The sequence below is a fragment of the Planococcus sp. ISL-109 genome (assembly GCF_018613655.1).
Taxonomy (GTDB): domain Bacteria; phylum Bacillota; class Bacilli; order Bacillales_A; family Planococcaceae; genus Planococcus.
Genome location: NZ_JAGGPW010000004.1, coordinates 87470 through 111749 on the forward strand (window position 1 = coordinate 87470; position 24280 = coordinate 111749).

The 24280-nt window shown below is 45.5% G+C and carries 31 protein-coding genes; 23 read left to right on the top strand and 8 right to left on the bottom strand.

Annotated features, from left to right (window positions below; genetic code table 11):
• The first annotated feature begins 3 nt into the window (after nucleotides 1-3).
• From J7E21_RS02190 to J7E21_RS02235, 10 genes are all read left to right on the top strand, one after another.
• Entirely contained in the window at nucleotides 4-207 is a 204-nt protein-coding gene (locus tag J7E21_RS02190; protein ID WP_215104347.1) for a hypothetical protein, read from the top strand.
• A gap of 671 nt (nucleotides 208-878) precedes the next feature.
• Nucleotides 879-1118: a hypothetical protein gene (locus J7E21_RS02195; protein WP_215104349.1), complete on the top strand. Its 240-nt coding sequence runs from the start codon at nucleotides 879-881 to the stop codon at nucleotides 1116-1118.
• Nucleotide 1119: 1 nt separating this feature from the next.
• On the top strand, nucleotides 1120-1428 hold the full coding sequence (locus tag J7E21_RS16505; RefSeq protein ID WP_353047712.1) for an HIT family protein: 309 nt from the start codon (nucleotides 1120-1122) through the stop codon (nucleotides 1426-1428).
• Nucleotides 1429-1639: 211 nt separating this feature from the next.
• Nucleotides 1640-2107, top strand: a complete 468-nt coding sequence (locus tag J7E21_RS02205) for a hypothetical protein (RefSeq protein ID WP_215104351.1) — start codon at nucleotides 1640-1642, stop codon at nucleotides 2105-2107.
• 188 nt (nucleotides 2108-2295) lie between these two features.
• Nucleotides 2296-2715, top strand: a complete 420-nt coding sequence (locus J7E21_RS02210; protein WP_353047713.1) for an amidohydrolase family protein — start codon at nucleotides 2296-2298, stop codon at nucleotides 2713-2715.
• A 134-nt stretch (nucleotides 2716-2849) separates the two neighbouring features.
• Entirely contained in the window at nucleotides 2850-3233 is a 384-nt protein-coding gene (locus J7E21_RS02215) for a MerR family transcriptional regulator (RefSeq protein WP_215104353.1), read from the top strand.
• Nucleotides 3230-3520, top strand: coding sequence for an AMP-binding protein (locus tag J7E21_RS02220; RefSeq protein ID WP_215104355.1), 291 nt, complete (start codon nucleotides 3230-3232; stop codon nucleotides 3518-3520). The genes J7E21_RS02215 and J7E21_RS02220 overlap by 4 nt, the downstream gene beginning before the upstream one ends.
• 38 nt (nucleotides 3521-3558) lie before the next feature.
• A complete protein-coding gene (locus J7E21_RS02225) occupies nucleotides 3559-5232 on the top strand; it encodes an acyl-CoA dehydrogenase family protein (protein WP_215104357.1) in 1674 nt (557 codons plus the stop codon).
• A gap of 165 nt (nucleotides 5233-5397) precedes the next feature.
• Complete coding sequence (locus J7E21_RS02230; protein ID WP_215104359.1) at nucleotides 5398-5592, top strand: hypothetical protein; 195 nt, start codon at nucleotides 5398-5400, stop codon at nucleotides 5590-5592.
• Between the two features lie 123 nt (nucleotides 5593-5715).
• Nucleotides 5716-6723: an LLM class flavin-dependent oxidoreductase gene (locus J7E21_RS02235; protein ID WP_215104361.1), complete on the top strand. Its 1008-nt coding sequence runs from the start codon at nucleotides 5716-5718 to the stop codon at nucleotides 6721-6723.
• A gap of 70 nt (nucleotides 6724-6793) precedes the next feature.
• Here J7E21_RS02235 and J7E21_RS02240 read toward each other — a convergent pair whose 3' ends face one another.
• Entirely contained in the window at nucleotides 6794-7066 is a 273-nt protein-coding gene (locus J7E21_RS02240; protein ID WP_215104363.1) for a hypothetical protein, read from the bottom strand.
• A gap of 182 nt (nucleotides 7067-7248) precedes the next feature.
• Nucleotides 7249-8118 (bottom strand): hypothetical protein, encoded by an 870-nt coding sequence (locus J7E21_RS02245; RefSeq protein WP_215104366.1) that lies wholly within the window; start codon nucleotides 8116-8118, stop codon nucleotides 7249-7251.
• A gap of 317 nt (nucleotides 8119-8435) precedes the next feature.
• On the opposite strand from J7E21_RS02245, the gene J7E21_RS02250 reads away from it, so the two are divergent.
• On the top strand, nucleotides 8436-9422 hold the full coding sequence (locus J7E21_RS02250; protein WP_215104368.1) for an ABC transporter permease: 987 nt from the start codon (nucleotides 8436-8438) through the stop codon (nucleotides 9420-9422).
• 29 nt (nucleotides 9423-9451) lie between these two features.
• On the opposite strand, the gene J7E21_RS02255 is transcribed toward J7E21_RS02250, so the two are convergent.
• From J7E21_RS02255 to aceA, 4 genes are all read right to left on the bottom strand, one after another.
• A complete protein-coding gene (locus J7E21_RS02255) occupies nucleotides 9452-10111 on the bottom strand; it encodes an HAD family hydrolase (protein WP_215104370.1) in 660 nt (219 codons plus the stop codon).
• Between the two features lie 212 nt (nucleotides 10112-10323).
• Nucleotides 10324-10452 (bottom strand): YhfH family protein, encoded by a 129-nt coding sequence (locus tag J7E21_RS02260; protein ID WP_215104372.1) that lies wholly within the window; start codon nucleotides 10450-10452, stop codon nucleotides 10324-10326.
• Between the two features lie 18 nt (nucleotides 10453-10470).
• Nucleotides 10471-12063 carry a malate synthase A gene (gene aceB / locus J7E21_RS02265; RefSeq protein WP_215104374.1) on the bottom strand — a complete coding sequence of 531 codons (1593 nt, stop codon included), beginning with the start codon at nucleotides 12061-12063 and terminating at the stop codon, nucleotides 10471-10473.
• Nucleotides 12064-12068: 5 nt separating this feature from the next.
• Nucleotides 12069-13361 (bottom strand): isocitrate lyase, encoded by a 1293-nt coding sequence (gene aceA / locus J7E21_RS02270; protein WP_483313471.1) that lies wholly within the window; start codon nucleotides 13359-13361, stop codon nucleotides 12069-12071.
• 182 nt (nucleotides 13362-13543) lie between these two features.
• On the opposite strand from aceA, the gene J7E21_RS02275 reads away from it, so the two are divergent.
• The 3 genes from J7E21_RS02275 to J7E21_RS02285 all read left to right on the top strand — a co-directional run bounded on the left by J7E21_RS02275 (nucleotide 13544) and on the right by J7E21_RS02285 (nucleotide 15479).
• Nucleotides 13544-14194: a LytTR family DNA-binding domain-containing protein gene (locus J7E21_RS02275; protein WP_215104378.1), complete on the top strand. Its 651-nt coding sequence runs from the start codon at nucleotides 13544-13546 to the stop codon at nucleotides 14192-14194.
• A gap of 93 nt (nucleotides 14195-14287) precedes the next feature.
• Nucleotides 14288-14593 (top strand): hypothetical protein, encoded by a 306-nt coding sequence (locus tag J7E21_RS02280; protein WP_215104380.1) that lies wholly within the window; start codon nucleotides 14288-14290, stop codon nucleotides 14591-14593.
• Between the two features lie 394 nt (nucleotides 14594-14987).
• The gene (locus J7E21_RS02285) at nucleotides 14988-15479 is read left to right on the top strand and encodes an SRPBCC domain-containing protein (protein ID WP_215104382.1); all 492 of its coding nucleotides are present in this window, start codon (nucleotides 14988-14990) and stop codon (nucleotides 15477-15479) included.
• A 606-nt stretch (nucleotides 15480-16085) separates the two neighbouring features.
• On the opposite strand, the gene J7E21_RS02290 is transcribed toward J7E21_RS02285, so the two are convergent.
• Complete coding sequence (locus J7E21_RS02290) at nucleotides 16086-17498, bottom strand: sodium/glutamate symporter (protein ID WP_215104384.1); 1413 nt, start codon at nucleotides 17496-17498, stop codon at nucleotides 16086-16088.
• 933 nt (nucleotides 17499-18431) lie between these two features.
• Between J7E21_RS02290 and J7E21_RS02295 the strand changes: the two genes are divergently transcribed.
• The 9 genes from J7E21_RS02295 to J7E21_RS02335 all read left to right on the top strand — a co-directional run bounded on the left by J7E21_RS02295 (nucleotide 18432) and on the right by J7E21_RS02335 (nucleotide 23253).
• Nucleotides 18432-18830 carry a hypothetical protein gene (locus J7E21_RS02295; protein ID WP_215104386.1) on the top strand — a complete coding sequence of 133 codons (399 nt, stop codon included), beginning with the start codon at nucleotides 18432-18434 and terminating at the stop codon, nucleotides 18828-18830.
• Between the two features lie 54 nt (nucleotides 18831-18884).
• Complete coding sequence (locus J7E21_RS02300; protein ID WP_215104388.1) at nucleotides 18885-19247, top strand: hypothetical protein; 363 nt, start codon at nucleotides 18885-18887, stop codon at nucleotides 19245-19247.
• A 152-nt stretch (nucleotides 19248-19399) separates the two neighbouring features.
• Complete coding sequence (locus J7E21_RS02305) at nucleotides 19400-19540, top strand: hypothetical protein (RefSeq protein WP_215104390.1); 141 nt, start codon at nucleotides 19400-19402, stop codon at nucleotides 19538-19540.
• Nucleotides 19541-19668: 128 nt separating this feature from the next.
• Nucleotides 19669-19779, top strand: coding sequence for a helix-turn-helix domain-containing protein (locus J7E21_RS02310; protein ID WP_353047737.1), 111 nt, complete (start codon nucleotides 19669-19671; stop codon nucleotides 19777-19779).
• 419 nt (nucleotides 19780-20198) lie between these two features.
• Nucleotides 20199-20612 (top strand): hypothetical protein, encoded by a 414-nt coding sequence (locus J7E21_RS02315; RefSeq protein ID WP_215104392.1) that lies wholly within the window; start codon nucleotides 20199-20201, stop codon nucleotides 20610-20612.
• 153 nt (nucleotides 20613-20765) lie between these two features.
• Nucleotides 20766-20972 (top strand): hypothetical protein, encoded by a 207-nt coding sequence (locus tag J7E21_RS02320; RefSeq protein ID WP_215104394.1) that lies wholly within the window; start codon nucleotides 20766-20768, stop codon nucleotides 20970-20972.
• A 253-nt stretch (nucleotides 20973-21225) separates the two neighbouring features.
• Nucleotides 21226-21552, top strand: coding sequence for a hypothetical protein (locus J7E21_RS02325; protein WP_251047766.1), 327 nt, complete (start codon nucleotides 21226-21228; stop codon nucleotides 21550-21552).
• Between the two features lie 347 nt (nucleotides 21553-21899).
• Complete coding sequence (locus J7E21_RS02330; protein ID WP_215104398.1) at nucleotides 21900-22064, top strand: hypothetical protein; 165 nt, start codon at nucleotides 21900-21902, stop codon at nucleotides 22062-22064.
• 391 nt (nucleotides 22065-22455) lie between these two features.
• A complete protein-coding gene (locus tag J7E21_RS02335) occupies nucleotides 22456-23253 on the top strand; it encodes an MBL fold metallo-hydrolase (protein WP_215104400.1) in 798 nt (265 codons plus the stop codon).
• Between the two features lie 241 nt (nucleotides 23254-23494).
• Here the strand turns inward: J7E21_RS02335 and J7E21_RS02340 are convergent, their stop codons facing one another.
• On the bottom strand, nucleotides 23495-24073 hold the full coding sequence (locus tag J7E21_RS02340; RefSeq protein WP_483313472.1) for a transposase: 579 nt from the start codon (nucleotides 24071-24073) through the stop codon (nucleotides 23495-23497).
• Nucleotides 24074-24280 lie beyond the last annotated feature (207 nt).

Consider the following 24280-nt stretch of genomic DNA (forward strand, 5'->3'; position numbering starts at 1 on the left):
CCGATGACAGTCAATCGCGGCAGCCGTCTAAAGCCAGCGTATTTCAAGTCATACCTTTCACTCATTATGAGTACGCACGAATGTGACCTAGACTGCGCACGGCAGCATACCATCGAAACTTTCTTTAAAGGAGACCCCGAATATTACGGCGCGGTCAGCCGCGACAGTTTTGAAGAGGCGGTCGAGTCGTTGCGGGAAACAAATTGATTAAAAGAATATACTAAGGAGTGCCGAAGGATGTTGTCTTCGGCACTTTTTTCATTGTACAGTCGATTTGAAAGAGAATTATTCAAGAGGAAAACAATCACTTGTTGAAGAATATCACATCAATCTGAAAGTTCTTCCAGTTGCTAGTGAATTGATCTATATAAGTTGAACTAATAAATTTTCACTGTAGATATTCCGCAAAACCACTCCGAAAAAGCTTTACTCTACTCTCACTGCGTTCGAGCATCGCAAATGAATAAGCTCAGCTTCCCTTCGCTTATTCGTTACCTGCGGGCGAGCGCCAAGCCTCCTCAGTCGCTTCAAAACCCTTGTGCTCCCACATCTGTATGGCAGATGCGTCGCAAATGAATGCGCTCAGCTAAGCTTCGCTCATTCATTCCCTGCGGGGTCTCGGCTGTCTCGCTTTCCCGCGGGAAAGGTGTTGCCCGACCCTTGCGAGGGCAATCCTTTGCGCAGCAAGGTTTTCTCCGTAGTTTTTCTACATATCTGTTTGTTCGCAAATTGTTAATGTTCAAGTAGTAGTGGTAATTCACTGATATCTCTTTAGTTCAACTCATATAGCAAAAAAAGATTAGCTAAATAGCAGCTAAAAGAGAATAATGAGATGGAAAGTAAATGATACAATCAATATATTTCGAAGGAGTTAGCGAATGATGAAGAAACTGCTGGATTTGTTTTTTGAAGACGATTCTCAACAAAATAACGATGGCCATAACAATTATTTTCTGGTCTTCGCAGTTTGGGGATCGATTCTTTTGGTGAATGGTATTTTTGAGTATTTCACGGAAACAGCATTAATCGAAAGTTCGTTTTTAATTTTGATGATCGGGCTCGTTGTTTTCTTTGCTGCTGAATCGTTCGGAAAAAAATCAATAGAGGCAAGAGAATGACATGAGGAAAATCATAGTAGCCGGTGGAGAGACCGTTGAAGTCGAGTGCTTGAGCTGCGCGATGGTCAAAGGCTTGATCCAATCCGAAGGCGGAGTTGTAGTGGAAACGGAACATTTCCATGCCCGTCAAGGCGTGGCGTATTCAATTCCGGGCTTGATCATCCTCGCGTCCAAGCGCCATCTGAAATGCTTGGATGAATTGACGGAAGCGGAGCGGCTCGATTACATAGATATTCTGTCGAAAATCAGGAAGCGCAGCGCGACGTCCTGGGCATCGAGGCGGTCTATTATTTCTACAACGAAGACATGACACATCATTTCCACGCATGGATGGTTCCGCGTTATGATTGGATGTGCGAATTCGGGCGTTCCGTCGAATGGGTCCAGCCGGTATTGTTGCATGCGCGAAACGAGATGAATGATGAAGAGAATATAGCTGAAGTGAGAAAAGCGATCGCTATGTTAACAGAAGCGCTAAACAGGGAATCTTAATCATACATAGAGCAGGAGGTGCAATGAAGTTGAAGAAGCTCCAAAAACACAAAACAGAGCTAAGCTCTCAAGACGATATTTGGAATGCGGTCATTGAAGCGATTGGTGAAATGGATTTGCCGATGGAGCCAGGCGCCCGGAAGGATACATTCTTGGCGTTCCATTATTATTCCACTATGGAAAGTGGCGGACATAAGAGCCTGCTGGATGCTTTCTTTGAGTATGTACAAGAAATTGGAGCCGAGCATTTTTTAACTGAACTTACTACCGCGCTCGAACGCATAGGGGCGGAGCATTATGCCCGGTTTGAGCGGGAATACGGGAAAGAAATGTGGTATCAGTTTGTTGCACTAGAACATGGCGAAACAGACGAAGCTGCGTTTTACAAAGTGATCGAGCAGGCGGACCAGGCGTATTACGAGCTGGGGAATTCCTTGGAGCAAGTATTGGCGGCTCATTTTGTTGCTGTTCACGAACAGCTGATCGATATCATTTAGAATATACAGGTGGACGGGGCAGGCAAATGAAACTATTCGATGCACATTTACATAAGCTTGGCGACAAATTCGTTCGTCGGTATCACGCAATTGCCGTCTACTGCATCGAATGAAGAGATCCTTGAGTTACATAATAAAGGGATACGCACGCTGCGCTTTAATGTGAACCGGGGGGCTCGGAAACCATTGTGCAACTGGATCATTTCGCCAGGCGTGTGTACGAAATCGCAGGATGGCATGCAGAACTGTATATCAATTCGAAAGATCTCGGTGAATTGAAAGAGACGATCGAGCGCTTGACTGCAGTTTCCATCGATCACCTCGGCTTGTCGAAAGACGGATTTCCCGAGTTATTGTCGTTAGTGGAGCAAGGCGTCAAAGTGAAAGCGACCGGATTTGGCCGGATTGATTTTGACCAGGCTTCCGCAGTTCGCACGATTCATGAGCTCGATCCCGAAGCGCTGCTGTTCGGCACAGACCTGCCATCGACGCGTGTGAAAACTCCGTTTCAAGCGAGTGATATAACTTTGATCCAAGAAACCTTAGGAGAGAAACAAGCAGAGAAAGTTCTCTATAAAAATGCATTGAAGTGGTACAGAATCGAATAAACTTTCACCTCAACCAGCATCCCGCCGAGAGCAAATGGGATGCTGGTTTTTCGTTCGAAAAGAAAGGCTTGTGCTTTACGTTAACGTCAATGCTAAACTGGAAATATCAAAAAAATCAGACAGGGAGGCGGGAGATGAAAACAATACGGGAAGCCTCAGAGGAGTTCGGAGTGACGACGCGCACGATCCGCTACTACGAAGAGTTGGGCATGCTCAAGCCGGAGCGGACAACCGCGAATCAACGCCTGTTCTCGAGTGCCGAAATCGCGAAACTGAAACTGATCGACAGAGGCAAGAAATACGGATTCACCTTAGACGAAATCAAGGAAATGGTGCTGTTGTTCGATGCGGACCGTTCCGGAAAAAAGCAGCTCGAGCGGACGATCGAATACGGTCAAAAGCAGATCCGAGTGATGGAACAACGCATCGAAGAACTCGAAAAGACGAAATCAGAGATGGAATTCCTGCTTGGCGAGTTCTCAGAAAAACTATCAAAACTTAAGGGGATGGAGAAATGAATATTTCACAATTGCTCGAGCGCAATGCGCGGAAATATCCAGACAATGAGGCAGTGGTCGGAATGGGCCAGCGCCTGACATTCCGGGAAATGGACAGGCTTGTAAACAACGTAGCTTACGCTTTAAGGAAGCGGGGCATCGGGCGCGAAGACAAAGTGGTTTTGTTCATGCCGAACGTACCGGAATTCGTGGTCTCTTATTTTGCCGCGCAGCGTGTGAATGCGGTCGTCGTGCCGGTCAGCGCAAAATTAGGGCAAAAAGAAATCGAATACATTTTGGATCATTGAAAATCCTCAAGCAGCCGCTGCGGGAAAGGAGTGTTTAAATGGTCGTATTAAAAGGTGCAGCACCAACGGGTGAACGCAATTTCTACGAACGGGACGAGACTTTGAAGAAGATTTTGGCGGAAAGCTTGCCGGATGATTTTTACCGCTATGCAGACCGCGAACTCACCTCTTTCGGTAAGCTCGCGGCAAACGACATCGATGAACGTGCACGCTATACCGACCGTGAAGGCGCGCCTCGGCTCGAGAAATACAACCGGCTCGGTGAAGACATTTCGCATGTGTGGGTCAACGAAGGCTATAAAAAAACGGTCGACGAAACCTACCGAACGGGCATCGTCGGCTATGTCCACAAGGAAATTCCCGAACTCGGAACTAAAGGCAATTACCTATACAGCTTTGCGCAAGGCTACCTATTGTCGCAATCAGAACCCGGCTTTTACTGCCCAGTGACCTTAACGATGGCAACGGCATATCTGCTCGATCATTATGCAGACGAAGACGTTAAGGCGCGGTTCTTGCCACATGTGTGTGCAACAGGTGACACGGAACTGTTTGAAGGCGCGACGTTTTTGACCGAGCGGCAAGGCGGTTCGGACGTCGGAGCGAACGTGGTGCAAGCACTCCAATCCGAAGACGGCTACCGGCTTTACGGGGAGAAATATTTCGCATCGAATGCCGGCATGGCGGGTGTGGCGATGGTGCTTGCCCGCTTAGAAGGTGCACCGAAAGGGTCGAAAGGGCTCACTTTGTTCGCTGTGCCGTGGAAAGTGGACGGCAAACTGAACGGCATCAGCATTCGCCGGTTGAAAGACAAGCTCGGCGTCCGGGCGGTGCCATCGGGTGAAGTTGAGTTTGACGGAGCACAGGCATTTGTCGTCGGAGACCCGAAAAATGGCCTCAAGTATATGATGGAAGCGCTGAATTTATCCCGTATCTGCAACGCAGTCGCGTCGATCGGCATCATGAAGCGGGCACTCGATGAAGCTGCTGAATACGCAGAGCGCCGCAATGCGTTCGGACAAAAGTTGAGCGAGTTTCCGATGGTGCAGGACAGCCTAATGAAACTGCGCGCAAAGCAGGAGTTTGAAACGGCAGCGATTTTTGAAGGGATCGGCTTGTATGACCGGGTCACAGCAGGAGACGCCACGCAGGAAGAGCAAGTGCTGAACCGCTTGCTCATTGCGATTTTGAAAAAAGAATCAGCTGAACAAGCGATCCATTTTTCGCATGAAGCGATCGAAATGCACGGTGGCAACGGTTATATCGAAGATTTCGTCACGCCGCGTTTATTGCGGGACGCGCAAGTATTGACGGTTTGGGAAGGTACGGCGAACATTCTCGGCCTCGAGCTGATGCGCCTCGTAAATAAATTCGGAGCACATGAGTTGTTTATTTGCCATGTCAAAGAACGTCTTGCAAAACTGCAGACGACTGTTGATGTGGAACTGCTGCAGGAGAAAACGAAAAATCTGCACGAGGAGCTGACGGCATTCGCAGGATTCGATGCAGCCCTCCAAAGTTTTGACGCGAAGAATTTGATGCAGAAAATGGCGCGGCTTTTTGAAAACACAGTTGCGCTCGAGTGGGCAGGAAAACACGGGGGCATCTACACGCCGCTCGCCGAGATTTTCACCGAGCTGACGTGGAATACACGTAGTACGGGCGGGGAAATGAAGACGGTGAAATATTTCAAACAAGTGATGGGCAAGTAGACGAAAGACCGGCTGCAAGGGAATTTGCAGCCGGTTATTTTTCTGTCTTATAGCGAGTGAGTATTTGGATAAGCTAATTTCAATAAGTCACCATTGGTCCGGTTTCAAGAGAACCTTCCCGCTCTCAAAACGTCCAGTTAGTAACAAAGTCAAAGGGGTGGAGACATGGGCTTTTGGTATATGCTGCTATTATTCATCGGCATTTGTCTATTGTTTGCAGGAATGATGCCTAAAATAGGTTTTTCGCTCGGCGTCAAAGCCAGCTTTTTGCTGACAGGCGCTGTTTGCATCGGTGTCTCACTCTTCATGTTTTCACCTGGAAGTGCAGAGATCATCGCAGATTTTCTCGATTTGGAATAACAAGTGGAGTGAATTGTAGACAAAGAAAGACAGAATCTTTCATGTGTTCGAGTCCTTGAGCATTTTCATACGCCTTCCGTTTAGAGAACTGTACAATGGAGAGGTAAAGGAGTGCTTAAACTAATGACACAAAAAACATTTCAGCAGATTCCGGTTGCGGTGCTCGATTTGGCGCCGATCAATGAGGGCAGTACTGCAACGGAATCATTTGCAAATAGCGTAGAACTTGCACAGCACGTCGAAAAACTTGGATTTAACCGCTACTGGTTGGCGGAGCATCACAATATGCCGGGGATCGGCAGTTCAGCGACGTCGGTATTGATTGGGCATATCGCAGGAAATACGAAAACGATCCGTGTCGGTTCTGGCGGCGTCATGCTGCCGAACCACGCACCGCTCGTCATTGCGGAACAGTTTGGGACGCTCGCTTCACTGTACCCGGACCGCATCGACCTTGGCCTTGGCCGTGCGCCGGGGAGCGATCAGGCGACCGCTTATGCACTGCGCCGCTCTCTCCACAGCACCGGCGATGAATTTCCTCAGCAAGTGATGGAACTGGAGAATTATTTCTCTAAGAACCCAGTCGGCAAAGTGCAGGCGTATCCCGGAACCGGCATGAATATTCCGCTTTGGCTTCTCGGCTCCAGCGGGTTCAGCGCACAGCTCGCCGCCCAAAAAGGATTGCCGTTTTCATTCGCCAGCCATTTTGCGCCGGACTTTACGATGCAGGCGCTGCAGTTGTATCACCAAAAATTCAAGCCGTCTGCCGCGTTGGATAGCCCGTACGCGATGGTCGGCGTGTCGCTCATCGTGGCCGATACGCAGGAGCGGGCGGAATGGCTGGCCACGTCTTCCCAGCAGCAAATGTTCGCGTTGATGCGCGGCGAACCGACGACATTCCAGCCGCCGATTGATGATCTCGGATCGGTTTGGACACCGCGGGAAATTGCGATGTTCCGTGAAAAACTGAAATCCGATTCGATGATTATCGGCACGCCGGAATTGGTCCGTGAGAAGCTCGCGGCATTCCTCACCAAAACGCGCGCCAACGAAGTGATCGTCAATTCACCAGTGTTTTACCTGGAAGACCGCTTGCATTCGTACACGTTGCTTGCGGATATGATGGCATAACAACTAGCACCAGCTCAGGAGCTGGTGCTTTTTCAATAGAAAAACCCCCTCCGTAAAGAAGGGGGAATGATCAGTGAAGGTCTTGCGGTTTTTCTTTTTCGTGTTTTGATATTTGCATTTCGATGTCTTCATCGTTTCTTGCGTAATCCGGACCGCCTTCGCCAATCATGTTCAGAATTGAGTCGAACTCTTCAGCGAGCCAGTCTTTCAACTCTTTTGGTTCCATGTCATCGTCGATACTTGCGTAATCTGGACCACCTTCACCGATCATGTTCAGAATCGAGTTGAACTCTTCATCGAGCCGCAGTTCCACTTCTTTTCGTTCCACCCATTTGCGTTCCATGATGATTACCCTCCTTCGTATGCAAATCGCAAGAACGACGGACTTTTCTTTTGTCACCCCAATTATACAGAGTATTCTGTCTTTTTGGTAATCTTTTGACTTGAAAGGTTGAAACATTTTTTGCTTGTCAGCTGCTCAATGAAAAACCCCTGGCCGCATGAAAACGGTCAGGGGTTTGTATGTTATTCGGCTAAATATTGTTCCATCGATTCGAAATAGCGCGCAGACGTTTGTTCGAACCATTCCGCGTAGGCTGCTTCAGGCTGTTGAGGAATCGCGTAGGCGAGCTCGGTCCGCAGGTCATCCGTCAATGCGATTTTTTGGCGAGGCCCGACAGGTGTCAGCCAGTTGAACTGTTCACGTCGGTTCGTGTTCGCAAATTGGACCCAGTCGGTTTCCGTTTCAGGGGAATCAAAAAGCGCATCGGCCGATAAAAGCATCCAGCTTTCGCTCTGGTGCTTCGGCGGAAGCCAGAAGTTTTTTGACAAGACGCCTTCTTCAACGGCGAAATCATGGATCTCGTGGCGCAGTTCCTGCACGCGTTCGCCGTTGCCGAGTGTTAGTCCGCGGGAGACGTAAATATTACCGACCAATGTCTCGGTGCTGTCAGTTCTGACAACGCCGAACGGGTTGCGTGTCACATCGTTCCCATATGTCTGCTCATCGCTTTGGAGCATCGGCTCTTCGTTCCAACGGGTGACGACCGCATCTTCTAGACCGTTGAGATTCATCGACATGGTAAAGGGCATCCATCCGGTGTTATCGACTTTATCGAACAGCATAATGTCGCCGTTGGGCAATTGCTGCTCGGTAATGGTCAGTGAGCCGATCGAGAGGGTGAGGAGGCTCAGCGCATGGACATTTTCTGTCACATCGCCGGTCGTTTCCGTTTGGGCTTCGCCGATTGTGATGAATTGCGGCTTATCGATGCTGATTTCAACATCTCCATTCGTATAAAGTGTTTCTTCGCTTTTCAAAAACATGACGGCTGTAAAAACGATCAGCACCATGAAGAACAATGTAATAACCAATATGACGATTTTTTTGAACACTATTTCCACCTCAAGTTTCGGGTATTTCCTGCCTTACCGATTATAGCATGGCAGCTGGCCGAATTCCGGGTGGAGTTTTGAGCATCACATGAACAATGGGTGAATGTTGCTCGGGCTTTCGGGGAAAGCTCGAACAATATTGTAGTGCAATTATTTCAGCGTGCTGTGCAGTAGATGGGCCATCCAAGAGCACAATCACTGATCTGTGGCCAGTAATCGAGCCGGTAAGTTCCGGTTCACCCTCAAGTTCTTCTGCGATATCATTAAACAGGTCGAATCCAACAGCGTTTTCGTATGTAGGGCATGAATCGACAAGCTTGAACCTTACTGAACCAATCTATGCTGATGCCTCGATGAGCGACACAGAGATGCAGGAATGGCTCGAACGACTGAATGCGGAACAGCGATTTTTGTTTGAGCTCATGCCGGAATCACTTGCGCGGGAGCATGTGGCAGAAGGGGATGTTCCACAAGCTGTCAAGTTGCTCGAAGCCGATTACCGTTTAGTGGTCGGCAGAGAAGATTCGTCCCGCTTTGCCTTGGATTCATTCCTGCGCCGTTCATACACAGAAGAGCTGCGCTTGAGAAATGCGGAGCAGCAGACACCCGGCATCCGGGAACAAGTGGAAGGATCGCTTTCTGACCCTGCGCTGACGCTTTCCGTTGCATCAGCCCAAGGAGCGCAAGACAGCTTTCAGTATGATGGCGAACTTCAGTTATTATTCGGCATGACTTTGTTCTTTGTTATCTACACGATCATGTTCAGCCTTGTGCGCATCGTCGATGAAAAACGGACCGGCACATGGAGCCGCATGATCATTTCACCGGCAACAAAATGGCAAATATACCTCGGCCATCTCGGCTATAGTTTTTTGATCGGCTTTTCACAGATCAGCTTGATCTTTCTATTATTCCGTTTTGCTTTCGGGTTTGATCTTGGGGAACATTTCTGGCTCTTGATCTTGATTGCGGCTTGCTATACATTTTCCATCGTCGCACTTGGGCTGTTGATCATGTCGCTCATCACGAAACCCCAGCAGCTCGGCGCGGTCATTCCGATCATTGCGACGGGAATGGCGATGGTCGGCGGAGCATTTTGGCCAACGGAGCTGGTGAGCAATGAAGTCCTGCTGACAATCGCCAAAGTCTTGCCGATTACGTATGGACTGGAAGCATTAAAAAGTGTCGCGGTTTACGGCAACGGTTTCGAATCGATTGTTTTGCCGCCTGCACTATTGCTCGGATTCGGCGGCGTCTGCATGGCGATTGCCATCCGTCTATTGGAATGGCGGACCACTCCATGAAAAAAAGAACCGCAATTTGCGGTTCTTTTTTAGATTATTTCCCAGTTGCGTTCGGAAGCAATCGTCCGGAGCCGCGGTTCAGGGCGCACGGCGACCGGGTTGCCGACAAGTTCCAGGACAGGGAGATCAGAATGGCTGTCGCCGTAAGCATAGCTGTTTGCCCAGTCGATCGATGCGCTGCCGAGCGCTTCCAGGATCTTTTCGGTTTTCAGCGGGCCTTGGATGTGGATGACCGGCGTTCGGTGCGCCAGGATATCTGCATCATACGGAATTTCTGTGCCGATGATTGTTTCGATCGGCAGATTTTTCGTCACGGCGTGCAAGAGTGGTGTGAATGCGCCTGAGACGAGCATGCAATAATCTTCATTTGACACGTGCTGTTTGAGACGTTCGACGACTTCATGGTTAAAGTCATCGTGCATGAGGTCGGCAATTTCACCGAAATATTCTTCCAGTTCTTTTTTTGAAAATGTTTCGAGAGCTGCAAGATAAGCTTGGACAGAACGCGCCCGCATTTTCGCTTCGGGATAGATTTTAAGTTTATGGCCGATATACGGCGGCATGATGGTGCGGTAGAATTTGCGGTATCTGCGGCTATGGACCGGGTGATTCTTCAGATGATCCATCATCAGTTGAAACGTTTCTTTCGCATACAAAGTGCCATCGAAATCAAATATGGCGACGCGCATAAAATCCCTCCACTCTCATTTTCCTGCTGTTTCCATCATAGCGGAAACAACCAGTATTATCCAAGTATGTTTAGCTGTTTTCTTCCGCAGCGTATGGACATGGCAAAGCAACGGAGTACGGCCGGTTATGTGGAATTAACACAAGATGAATCAGACCGGTTGCTTGAAGAAGTGAAAAAAGAAAAAGCTGAGGGGATTCCCTCAGCTTTTTTCTATTCTTCTTTATTAGCGATGCAACGTTCGCATTCATAGATGATTGATTCGCGGCGTTCCTTGATTTCACAACCGCATTCGCGACATTCTTTTCGTGTACGAGTCCCGTAAGTTTGCATGTTTTTCATAGTGATCTCCTCCAGTTTTCAGGTTAGTTTTTCATACCCTGGCAGTGTTAAAAATTCGGCAAAATCACTTTGCAAAGTGAGACTTGTAAACAACTCGCGAGCTTCCGCGTAGTGTCCAGTATTGTAGCGTTCTTCTCCGACCGCTTGTTTGATTGAGGCATCTTCTTCTTCGATGACTTCGTGGAACAAGCTGACGTCGACTTTCCGGCCGTCTTCTAGGACACCTTTCGGATGGCGGATCCATTGCCATACTTGGGAGCGGGAAATTTCCGCTGTCGCTGCATCTTCCATCAAGTTATTGATTGGTGCAGCGCCGTTTCCGGAGAGCCAAGAGGCGATGTACTGGATTCCGACAGAGATATTGGAGCGGAGGCCTTGTTCGGTGATCGAACCTTCCGGAACTTCAACCAGCTCTTCCGCGGTTACGTGAACATCATCGCGCTGTCTGTCGATTTGGTTTGGCGTAGGCATATGCTTATCGAATTGCTCCATCGCCGTCTGAACCATTCCGGGATGGGCGACCCATGTGCCGTCGTGCCCGTCTGTAACTTCGCGGAGTTTGTCTTCAGCGACTTTATTGAAAGCGACTGTGTTTGCCTCGTCATCCCCTTTGACAGGGATTTGGGCAGCCATTCCGCCCATCGCTGGAGCACCGCGCCGGTGGCAGGTTTTGATGCTAAGGGACGTATAAGCCTTCATGAACGGAACCGTCATCGTCACCTGGGAGCGATCCGGGAAGATATAATCCGGATTATTGCGCATCCGCTTGATGACAGAGAAGATATAATCCCAGCGGCCGCAGTTGAGGCCAGCCGAATGGTCACGCAGTTCATAGAGGATTTCATCCATTTCGAATGCCGCCATGATCGTTTCGATCAATACAGTCGCCCGGATTGTGCCTTGTGGAATACTCAGTTCATCTTGTGCAAAGATGAAGACATCGTTCCATAGGCGGGCTTCCAAATGGCTTTCGAGTTTTGGTAAATAGAAGTAAGGGCCAGTGCCGCGCTCGATCAGCTCTTTGGCGTTGTGGAAAAAGTAAAGGCCGAAGTCGACGAGGCTTCCGGAAGCCGGTTTACCACCGATCAAGATGTGTTTCTCCGGTAGGTGCCAGCCGCGAGGGCGGACCATCAATACCGCTGTTTTTTCATTCAGCGTATATTTTTTGCCGGTTTCCGAGGCCGTGAAATCGATTTGGCGGCGAATCGCATCGCGCAAATTGATCTGGCCGTCGATGATGTTGAACCAACTTGGCGCTGTTGAATCTTCGAGATCCGCCATGAACATCTTCGCGCCGGAGTTCAGCGCGTTGATGAGCATTTTGCGGTTGGTCGGGCCGGTGATTTCCACGCGGCGGTCTTTCATATCTTCCGGAAGGGGAGCGATTTTCCAGTCCCCTTCGCGTATGCTTTTCGTTTCAGGAAGGAAATCGAGCTTCTTGCCGCTATCAAGTTCTTTCTGACGTACCTGGCGTCTCTCCAGAAGTTCGATCCGACGCTTATCGAAATGGACGTGCAGTTTTTCAATGAACTCCAGAGCGTCAGGAGTCAAAATTTCCTCCATGCCTGGAATGTCTTCACCTATAATCTGTACATTCGATTTCGTCAGCAATCAAATCATCCTTTCGTCTTTTGGAATTGATCAGTTTCAGTAGAACCTTGCATCGCAGTCGTTGAGCTTGTTCCGCCGGATACGATTTGCGAGATCTCATCGAAGTAGCTAGTACCAACTTCGCGCTGGTGGCGAGTTGCTGTGTAGCCTTTCGATTCGCTTGCAAATTCAGCTTGCTGAAGTTTCGAGTAAGCAGCCATGCCGTTGTCTTTGTAGTCGTGAGCAAGTTCGAACATGCTGTGGTTCAATGCATGGAAACCTGCAAGTGTAACGAATTGGAATTTATAGCCCATTTTGCCGAGCTCGACTTGGTATTTTGCGATTGTTTCTTCGTCAAGCTTCGCTGCCCAGTTGAATGAAGGCGAGCAGTTATAAGCGAGCATCTTGCCAGGGAACTGTGCATGGATCGCATCCGCGAATTGCTGTGCTTCTTCCAAGTTCGGGTGGGAAGTTTCACACCAGATCAAGTCAGCATATGGTGCGTAAGCAAGGCCGCGGGCGATTGCCTGGTCGATGCCTGGGTTTGTGCGGTAGAATCCTTCCGGTGTGCGTTCGCCAGTGATGAACTGATGATCGCGCTCATCGATATCGCTTGTGATCAAGTCTGCTGCGTCAGCATCTGTACGGGCGATAATGAGTGTCGGTACGCCCATTACGTCAGCTGCAAGTCTAGCAGAGACAAGGTTTTTTACTGCGTTTTGTGTCGGCAGCAATACTTTCCCGCCTAAGTGGCCACATTTTTTCTCGGAAGCGAGCTGATCTTCAAAGTGAACGCCAGCTGCGCCAGCTTCGATCATTGATTTCATCAATTCGTATACGTTTAGCGGTCCGCCGAAGCCTGCTTCTGCATCTGCGACGATTGGTGCGAACCAGTCAAAGCCTTCTGTGTTTTCTACGCTATCGATTTGGTCTGCACGTTGAAGTGCGCGGTTGATTTTACGTACAACATCAGGAACCGAGTTTACCGGGTACAAGCTTTGGTCAGGGTACATCTGCCCTGCGGAGTTAGCATCCGCTGCTACTTGCCAGCCGCTCAAGTAAATCGCTTGAAGTCCAGCTTTCACTTGCTGAATGGCCTGGTTACCGGTAAGTGCACCTAAAGCATTTACAAACGGCATCTCATTGATCTGGCGGTAGAGGCGTTCAGCTCCGCGCTGTGCGAGTGTGTGCTCGATCAAGACCGAACCACGAAGCTTTACTACGTCCTCTGCAGTGTATGGACGTTCGATGTTTTCCCATCTTTTATCTTCCTGCCACGTTTTGTTCAATTTTTCGATTTGCTGTTGTTTGTTTACCAATCTAACCATCCCTTTCAAAGTAGAAGTTTTTAAGAAAACAGTAACTGTATTAATACAGTTTGTTTTGATGTATATTAATATATAACAGAACCGCGATATTGTCTTGAAAAAATGACAGGAAACGGTATAATGAGACGAAAGCCGGAATATTCAGACGAACGCAATTGAAAGGGGACTAGGGGATGGGGAACACTGTATTGGAACAGATGGGATTCATTATTGGGGATTGGATTCCGAAAGAGGCATCGATCGCAGTTGCGGCGGATAATCAGTACATTTATTACAAGGCAGGCGTACATGATCTCTCTATTAAAGAAGGACAGCCGGTATCGTCCGGAACGATTGCTGCACGTGTAGCCAAGGAAGGGCGCAAAGTCGAGATGTATGTCGAACAAGCTGTGCTGGGTTCGGCTTATTACGGAATCGGGTATCCGATTAACATCGATGACAAAGAAGCAGTGCTTGTCATTACGCTGCCGCCGGATTATGTGGTGGGGCCGAAAAAACCGCTGGCGTTCCTGACGGGCAAGCAGGATGAAACGTGGCGGCCGATTCCAATCAAGCAAGTCTCACATATCGAAAGCAGCCAAAAAAAGACATGGTTTTATGCAGACGAAGATTCGTATTGTTCCAGCCATACCCTGAAGAACTTAAAGGAGCGGTTGCCGGATTACTTTTTGTCGGTGCATCGTTCGTATATAGTGAACGTACATTATATAGAAGAGATTGCAAAAGATGTCGCGTCGAACTATGTGCTGACCTTGCGTGATGGCTCGACGATTCCAGTCAGCCAGAACTATACGGCGGAGGTGCGCAACCGCCTTGGGTTTTAACATTTTTTACAATTGATCTGGCAGGAAATGAGCGCGCTAGGTGGAATAGACTAAGCAGTAAGCAAAAAAGGAACGAGAAAGGCGGAGGCTGATATGAGAGTATGGCCCATATCCAAGTTAGGCAATATTTCAGTTGTCTTCACAGTTGTTCCGCTGCTATTAGTTCTAGTTATCGCGATTGCTGGTGCGTTTCAGGAATTGCCGTTGACGTTTGAAGGAGAAATGTCCGATAATTTGCTGTTATCGCTGTTGGTCTTGGCTTCTGTCGCGTCGTTTCTGGTGGCGCTGTTTGCCGGAGTTCTCGCGATGCTCGCCAGAAGAGAACGATCGCTATCAGTCATCGCGTCGATCGTCGTCTCGGTTATCGCGCTGATCGTTTCGTGGAGTTGGTGGATGTAGGTTTCCTTCTATATGAATAAATGCAAAAAGCCGCTGAGAATTTGTCAGCGGTTTTTGTCTATTTAAATCTAAAAAGCGTTCGTAAATCTGTCTTCAATAAAGCGAACGTTCGTAAAGTGTTTTTTACACATTTACGAATGTTCTTTTTCGTCTTATTGAGCTATTTTCGAGTGTTCGTAAGGGTGTACTTTTACGAACGGATTTTAACAGGAACACAGGAATTTTAATAATCAATTAATAAGCATTTTCAGGAGATGATAATCTATAATAAAACAAAAAATCAAAAAACATTCGGAATTCTCGAATATAAAGAAATAAGGGTTTCTTTATATGGGCTTGCAAAACTTTTTGTAATAGATTTATAACACAATAAGTAAAAGAGGGGGTAAAAATTATGGAAGTGAAAAATTTAAAAATTGGGAAAACAAGTGAAATAATCTTGAAAAGATATCGCTTAACTAGAATTTTAGAGTCTTGGGTAGAAATTAATACTACTGTTGATAAAGCATGGAATGCACTTGTAGATTTTGAATCTTGGACACAATGGAATTCTTTTATTCCTGTGGCAAAGGGTGAATTAAAGGTTGGAAATAAAATGATGATAAAAGTAAAATCACCTGGTCTTAAAGAAATGAATTTTAAACCCACTGTTTTTGAAATAGAGGATGGTAAGAAAGTAGTTTGGGGTGGAGGATCTTTGCTTATTGGATATAGAGGTATTCATGAATTTATCATTGAATATATCGATGAGAATCTAATCAGGTTTAAGCAAATAGAAAAATTCGAAGGTCCAATAGTTTTGTTTATGAATGGAATGATATCTAAAACAGCTATCGGCTATGTAAATATGAATGAAGAATTCAAGAAATTTTTAGAAAAAAACTAGAGAATACCGCTTTAACTGAAGTCTCTTATGGAAAGCGTTCCAAAAGCCTGGATTTAAAGAAAGAAAGCATCTACAAGAATGGATTTGTAAGAATACAGAAAAGCTTGCTGAGCAGGTTTTAATAATCCAATAAAGAGCCTAGCAGCTTAAAGGATACAAATGAAAGGCTGGGTTTACATTCTGTAGATATAAACGGAGATTTTGTAATTATCGAAAATAAACTCGATGATATACAGGGCGGGAAGTAACTTGGAATGCTTTAAAATCTCTAAACTATTGCTCTGGCTAAATAGAATTCCAAGATTATAGAATTGATTCAATTAGTTAACAGATGACCGATTAACAGAAGGTGCTTGAATTTAAAAGGAGAGAAGAGACTGATCACGGCACATCTTCTCTTCTTTTTTGTTTGGGAAGGTACTTTTACGAACGGTTATATTTCCAAATCCCCCTTGCTTTATCAATTTTCACTTAGTATATTCGGAGATGTTTTTGCATGGGCAAAAACATGTATTCAAGTGAAACCAAGTAGGCCATCGTGAAAGACGTAATAAATAGAAAATTCTCTTTGAGATATTCTGTACAGAATTGAATTTTGGAGGGGCATTATTTTTTTCCGAAATAAAATAAGCCGATTCCAACCCAGCTAAGCATAAGGACTGAACAAAAGATTAAGACAGGTATAATACCAAACTGTGCAATGAGGGGAAGGGAAGCCGCAGTGAATAATCCGCCTCCTACGATCGGCTCAAACATCAATTGTTTATAGCCGAATGCTTCCAATGCTTTGGATTCGTCTTTCGAGTCAGCAATTCGAATGAGCATCAAACCTGCGGCAGTCATTCCCATGGACTGTCCGTAATCCCCAATTCCGCGCTCGAACCAGTACTCCGGAATCATGCGGGGGGCTAAAAAGACAAACGCTAGGGTATTCCAGGCAATTCCTGTCGCAGCCAACAGTAAAAATGGGATCAGATTGTCTCCGATAACTGTTAAAGATAAAGTGGCCAGTGCGCTGACAATCAAGAAATCCAAAGCAAGCCCTTGTATCCGGAGCACCATTTTCCGGTTGACGAGTTTGTACTTATCATATCTATCCAAAAAAAGTTGCAGCAGGACACCGCCAATCATCGCTAAGGGAAACAAAGGTAAAAAAGGCATAATTTCAATTTCAGTCCATGATCCCCAAGTGGCAGATTCTAAATAGATAAGCCCTTCCAACAGAATCTTACCGATCAGAATGGCGACTCCCACTACTGAGATATGGAAAGCAAGAGGTTCAATCGACTGTGGTTCTGTCGTCATTTTTCCTGCAATCGGACGGTCTTCGGGTTCTATAATGCCTCGAAGTTTGTTTTCCGGAAGATCGTTCGTGTTATCTAAAATCATCGCTTTGTCTTTTTTGACGCCCCAATTGATTAAAATGATTCCGCATACAACTCCTGAAACAACCCCCACAGTAGCTAATCCGATGGCAAGATCAGCGCCTTCGCTGAATCCCAGTTCTTGAAAAGTGCTCGCCAAACCGGCACTTGTTCCGTGTCCGCCTTCAAACCCTATTTCGATTAATGCTCCAGCCATCGGATTTATGCCGAAGAAGGGGGCTAGTACGAGTAGTGCCAAAAGAAGACCAAAGACATACTGCCCCCAAGCCACTGATTGGCCAAACGAAACTTGGGGGCCAGCCAACAGCCAGATATCTTTTATTTTGGGAATCTTTTTCCCTAAAAACAAGCTTGCAAAAATGACGCTGATCAACAAACCCGGGAAAGTAGACCATGATTCGAGCACGTCCTCCGGAAAAAGTCCATTTGAAACAGGAGATGTTAAACCATCCGTGAAGAAACTGATCAAGGCTCCTAATACTTCAGGGCCCAAAAATAAGCCGATAAACCCAGCGATAATAGAACTTGGCAGAAAATATTTTTGAAAAACGGAAAAACTTACACGAATCCATTTCCCTATTAACAATAAAATACCAATCAGTAGTATGCTAAACCCAACCATCTCTGCCGACATCATAACCCTCCTGACCAATGTTTGACCTGTATGTCGTGTACGGGATCTATACATCTGTTCCCCTTGCATTGCCAGGAAAAACAATATGTGTTTACGTTCACAAAAAAAATGGTTTGGGGCTGTGTAAATGGTGGCTCCTTTTTCCGCACGAGTGGCTCATTTACAATGCAATAATCAACGCCAATGCGTTAGGGTCGTTCTTCAGTAAAATAACACGGTGTGGATCTTTTAGTGATGAAGATCTCTGGCGACTGGTGCAACCATTTTTGACACATCGCTTTTCTATTTCAAACTATTACTTTAATAGTTATTTTGCATAAACATCAGTTTTTTTCATTAGGCGCAACGATAATTGGGCCAGCAAAAAGGTGCATCGTTCTACCCGTTAATTTGTAATCCATTCTGCTTCAAACTAAATGGAAACGGGAAACTTATCACCCTGCAGCAACCATTGACGAAACGAGATCTGATCCATTGAGTGTTAAAAGCGAAGAAGATGCGACAGATCCGGCATCTTCTTTTTCGTTTGACTGAATCTGTGTTCATTCCGAGTGAAAGTATATGAGAAAAACAAATAAAAAATCTGAATTATTAAAATATTCTAAAATACTTTACATATTCAAGGTTATACTATAGGTTTATTGTATTAGTAAATGGAATATTAATAGCATTTTTTAGCTTAAAACAGGTAAAAATATTCATCTTATAAAGCTGCAAGTAAATACCATCTATCGCATTATTTGAATGATCGTTCGGCTGAATTTCCATTATTCGTTAACAAAAGAAAGCCACTTAAGTTAAAAGTTGAAAGTTTACTCGCTTTCTTTCATTGAAGGAGATCAGCTCTTTGGAATGCACTAGTTATGGGGAATCGCAGTAAACCGATCAGCATGCCAACAACTTTAGTGAAAGAGAGCAGAAGGAGTGGTTAGAGTGACAGAAACAAACTCACTGGCATTAACGGCTGAGAAAGTAAACGGATTTATGGGCACAGAAGTGGAAGTAAATACAGAATTTTGGCAGCTTAAGAAACGGATGATCGAAGTGCACAAGAGCCCCGGTATGTGTGTTGGCTGGTCACTGGACCTCGCGGTTTCCTTCAAAATATTTCGTGATGGCCGGGAAGCTGTTAATGAAGCTGAAGTCTTTCTTCTTCCCGAAGAACTGCCACTTTTTACAGAGGCATTGATACAGCACCCTATTTTATTGCCCGTCAGTTATTCGCAGCACCTGTCAATGGAGCACGGCATGTCTTGCATTCGATTAAAATCCCAGGAGCCTTTCGAAGATTTTGCTGAACGCCTTTCCGAAGCGCTCTGTGCACTGGGATAAAGAAATGAGCAGAGGAACGTGGGATAAGAGTTGATTTAAGAGGGGGAAGTGAAAATGGAAACGATGGAGCAATTGCCTCAAAAATCGGTTGGCTATTATTTTTTCAGATCCAAAGATGTGCATGTGGAAAATGGATCGGCTTTTCTCACTTTCTTTGTTCGCCTGACAAGAGAAACTTCCTTTAGAAAAGAAGGGAAGGTACAGACCCAGGTTCAGTCGGTATGGGTGGACGTAGATGATGTGATGTTGGGACACGCATCTGAAAAAGTAAGAGCATTACCGGATTGCAAGCAGCGATACGAACTCACACAAAGTGTCTTCTATAGCTTATGTCGTTTATCCAAGAGTTGTCCTGAAGAACTCTTTTACATCACGCCCTATCACCGGAAATCCCCGCACAAGGAATTCATTACCTGAAATCGCATCCTAAACTGCCAAAGCAGGCACAAGCGAAATTTATAGTTAGCTACGTTTTTTTAATCAAATCAGAATTCGGAATAATTGCTCTTCTCCCCTGCCAACTATGTGACTAATGAGTGTAAAGAACAATACCGAGGAGGATGAATCAGATGACTACTATTTTAAAGGAAGAAACAACAATGGATAACCAAACTAAAAGCTATTTGCAAATGTACGAGGAATATATCAGCGGCTACAAACAATACAAAATGGAAAAAGCTGCGCTGTGCACTAAAACAGCGAAGGTCTAACATGTTGAGAAATGACAACAACTTAAAAAACAGTGAACCGAAGATTCGCTATCTCTGATCCAGCTTAGCAGAACATACGCTTTGCACTTTAGATTGATCGCATGCTCACCAATTAGGACCTGGCGAACATTTGCGGAATGACGAGGAAAGTGGTCAACCGGATGCTGAATGATTTGAAAAAGAGTGGACTTTTGACCTTGAGTGAAGAAAAACTCCTTGTTCAAGATAGTGAGCATTAAAAGTCAGAAACAAATTGTGAAAACTGCCCGATCTATTGATGCAAAATCGATTTGCAGAAGAGCTTGCCTATGAGCATGAGGATGACTTTTTTATCCGAAGTTTTCAATTTTTCAAAAAATCCTCTTGTGTGAGAAATGTCACAGCACAAAATACATGGATAGTGTAGGTTTAAAGTAGTAGGTGTAAAGTATTAGGTATATATCTTAATTGTTTGGATATTTACGCGCTTTTTATCTGGGAGATGAAGGTTCAGAAACCCAGACCCTTTTATCGACTGATCCGGCATTCGCTAAAAAGATTCGTTCAAAAAGCCATTCTGCTTAGCCGAACTTATGTCGATTTATAGAAAGATGCGCCGATTATCAATTTTGCACAGTTAATAGAGAAAGAAGTGGTCTAAGTGGCAGGAACAGATTCATTGGCACAGGCAGCAGCGGAAATAAGCCAGTTAATGAACACAGAAGTTGAATGGACTTCGGGAATATGGAGTTTCAGGAAGAAACGAGCAGTCAAACTGGAGAACCGCACATCCGGTTTTTGCTGTTCACTGAATATAGATGTATCCTTTTATGGAATTTTAGAAGGCAGGTCTGCTGTTAACATGGCTGAAGTTTTCCTGCTGCCTGAAGAAGTTCCCATTATCACGTCAGCGCTCAAACAACAGGCCTTCTTATTTCCGGCAAACTACTTGCAGCAGGTGATGACGCTGGAACATGGATTGTGCTGTCTGGAACTCGAATCGCTTGAACCCGCTGAACATTTTGCAGGACGTCTTTATGAGGCGCTGCTGGTTCTTGAACAGCAAGTTCCAGTCATTACAAGAACCTCTTGATTACCCGATGATCTGCAGCTATGCACTATTGGCCTGCAAGAAAGAGTGCAGATGCTTGTGTTTGAAGAATATGCCGAAAAGAAAAATGTCTGCAAGAGAAGGCGCCTGAACCAGCGACTGGATAAGATGATTATGAAACGGGAGGTAACCGACATGTTAGTAAAAGAAGTGGATTTTAAGCTGCTAGACTTTGTTCAAACTGCCGAGGGAACATGGTTTTCTATCGGCTTCATGGACAACAAATGCAAGAAAACCCTTTCTAAAAAGACAGCTCGCTCGATGTATGAAAAAGGCCAAATCATAAGGAAATCAGAAAAAATTGATGGTAGAACTGTATGTGAGAATTTAAACCATTATTAAATAAGATTGTACAACCATTCCATTCTAACTACCCGCAGACTGCCAGAACCATTGGATAGGGAAGCAACAGGAAAAATACCCCCGTCACAACAATGGTTCCAGCAATCCGAAATCAGCTTGCTGGACGGATCGATTTCGTTTTCATAAAGAATCTAACTGAAAAAGGGAAAGGAGAATCAAGAAGATGGTGCAAAAACAGTCCATTCCTCAGAAATCAGTCACTTATTTCTTTCTCAAATCCAAAGATGTACACATGGGAAATGGGTTAACCTCCATTACTTTGTTCGCCAGGCTGGCGCGTGAAATCACTTCTTTCACGGGCCGGGAGAAACAGACGCAAGTTGATACATTTTGGGTCCAAATCGATGATCTGGGGATGGACCACGCAACTGAAAAAGTGAAGACAATGCCAAATTGCATGGAGAAATACGAGGTGTCTGAACAAGTTTTTCGGCATTTACTGCAACTGTCCAAAAGGTGTCCGAACGAACTGTATGGCATTATTCCTTATTACGTGAAGGCCAATCGGGAGATGTTCCTTCCGTGGCAGGAGTTGGAACAAAGCTTGGAGAATTGCTGAACGGAAGCTGCCGGCAGCTATCAAAAGACAATGATTTATTGCTGAGCCATTCGCGCGGCAATAGGAAAAGGGAGGTGGACAGAATGGGTGTTGGGGTAAAGAATCCTGTGAAAATGGCGCATGTGAATAAGCGGCGTCTGCAATCGTACAAGGAGTTTATCCGAGGCTATAAACAATACAAAGAAGAGAAAGAAAAAATTCTCAAAGGTATATAGGCACTGGTTCATAGAATATCTCCTAGATACAGATGTGCGCTTGCTGCACGGAAACTTATGAGGAATTCAAGTAGTCGGCACAAAAGAAATAAATCCAAGTTCTTAAACAGACGATTCGAGGAGGAATAGCTCATGGAAAAATATCAATCTGCGAAAGTGAAAGATACATTCAGTTGGAATATGTGCTACTACGAGGAATACATCGCCGGGTACAAATTGTATAAGCAATTGAAGAAAAAATGGGATGCCATTGAAAAAGGGGAGACCCCAGATGCCATCCGGCAAATACTTGGCTAAATTCCGAGGTGAGGATGTCTATACGATGCTGTATCTTTACCACAGCAAAGGCGATTCTTCGGAAACTTTGGAGAGCCGATTTTCAATCGGGCAAGAAGCACTTCGAGGTTTTTTGGAAGGACGCTACAGGAGAGAATGCTATGAGAATTACAAAGCAGTTGAGAAGATGTTTCATAGAACCAGAACAGTTGCCGGGCTTTAGAAGGAAGTCCTGCCTTATTTAGTTAGGTGGCATGATGGCGCCTTTCTGCTGGCTGGGTTGTTAAGTTGCTATTATAGAAAAACACGTGTGTTGATTAACCAATAAATGACAGACCACTCCTGCTGCGCGCAAAATGCTCGAGTGGAATAGGAGGAATCACTTAAAAGGACTTTGTGAAGGAGTAAAATAATGAACATAACTTTCTATGGATATAATACGTTTGTAGTCAAATCCAAAGATAAGAAAATTGTTATTGACCCTGGTGGTGGTCTGTATTTCTTTAAAGGATGGTTGAAAAGTCTTATCCCACTATCGGAATGGGATGACATCACTCATATATTCGTAACACATGGCGATCCAGATCATTACTGGTATGCAGACAGGATAGCTGAAAAATCAAGTGCGTCCATTATATGCAACAAAACAATGATACAAGAAATAGACGGTAAACCATTGCTATTAGGACCCAGGAATAGAGGACTGGCCTTTACTACAGAAGTTGATAATTTACATACTATAGCTCCTTTTGAAACTATAAAGGTGGACGACATGGACATAACCGGGGTGAAAACCGCTCATGGACCCCTAACTATTAAGCTAGGACCGTTTTCTAAAACACTAAAGCCCGGTCCTAAAGAAAGAATTGGATGGGGTTCTATCGGTTTTGAAATTCGATTGGACAGCAAAGTGATAATCAATTTAGGTGACACACTTATCCATAGAGAAGAATGGAAAACAATCAATTCCCCAGATATTTTAATGACCCCAATAGGTGGCGGAAAAGTACATAACACTATGGATGAAGATGAAGCACTGGAAACAGTTGAAATGATTAAACCTAAATTAGTTATTCCGTGCCACTATAACTGCTCTGCTTTCCATAAAAAGAATGCAAATCCTGCTGATGAGATTTATTTTTATGATGAGGTAAGAAAAATGGGGGTTAATTGTGCTCTTTTGGAGGTCAACGAATCGATTGAAATATGAGTAATTATTATTGGTTATCACGTGTGTTGATTAACCAATAAATGACAGACTGCTCCTGTTGAGCGCAAAATACTCGTACAGAAATGTCGTCAGGGCATCCAGCCAAATCAAGGACAAGGTGCCAGTCAACAGTGTGCGCTGGGAGGCTAAAAGCGACAAGGCAGGCGTAGGGATGGTCAACTTTGTTTTTTGATAGAGCCACTGCACCAGCACATAAGTGATCAATGCCGCAAACAGTTGATTATAGACGGCATTGGGCGTTTGGCCGAATAACTTCGGCACATTCAGGTTCTGTTTGATCCAGCGGAAAAAGGATTCGATGCCCCAAACGCGCTTTGTAGATTTGAGCGCTGGTCTCAGCTGACAGGTTGAGAAGATTGGTGACGACCCGAATTTCGTGTCCTTCATGATCCGTGAAAAAGACCATGCGGTGTCGTTTCGTTGAGCGCGATTGAGGCGTTCCCAGCCGGCAGGTGAAGTCACGGCTAACATTGGACCCTTTCTCTGGCAGGCGCTGCAGCGATTTGATGGTCGACAGTTCCACATTCTCTTTCACTCGGATGACAAAATCCTGGTGATCCGATACGAACCGGTCAATGCGTTTGATGTTGAAATACGCCCGGTCCTGCACCAGGATAAACCGGCGGTCGGCCAAGCGTTCACCGACCGGTCCATCGTGTACCAGACCGGTGGTTTCAACCACGTCTAGCGGCATACTGGTTTCGGGTGTATAGTTGACATGAAGCTTGATACCCGATAGTGAGCTTCCGCGCGGTGTCTTCGTAGCCGATGAGCTCCGTGAGCGTGGCCACTTCTTCATCTGTAATCAACTTTTGAATCAAGTTCGGGAACATGGTATTCTGTTTCATAAGGGACACCTCTTCCTGTAGTTGTTGGTTCGCACTTACAGTCTACAAGAAAGGTGTCTCTTTTTGTATTGATTTGGATTATTCTGGTTAATCAACACGCGTGATAGAAAAAAGCAATAAAAAACGGAGAAAAGATCAAAAACTAACAATAAATCCGG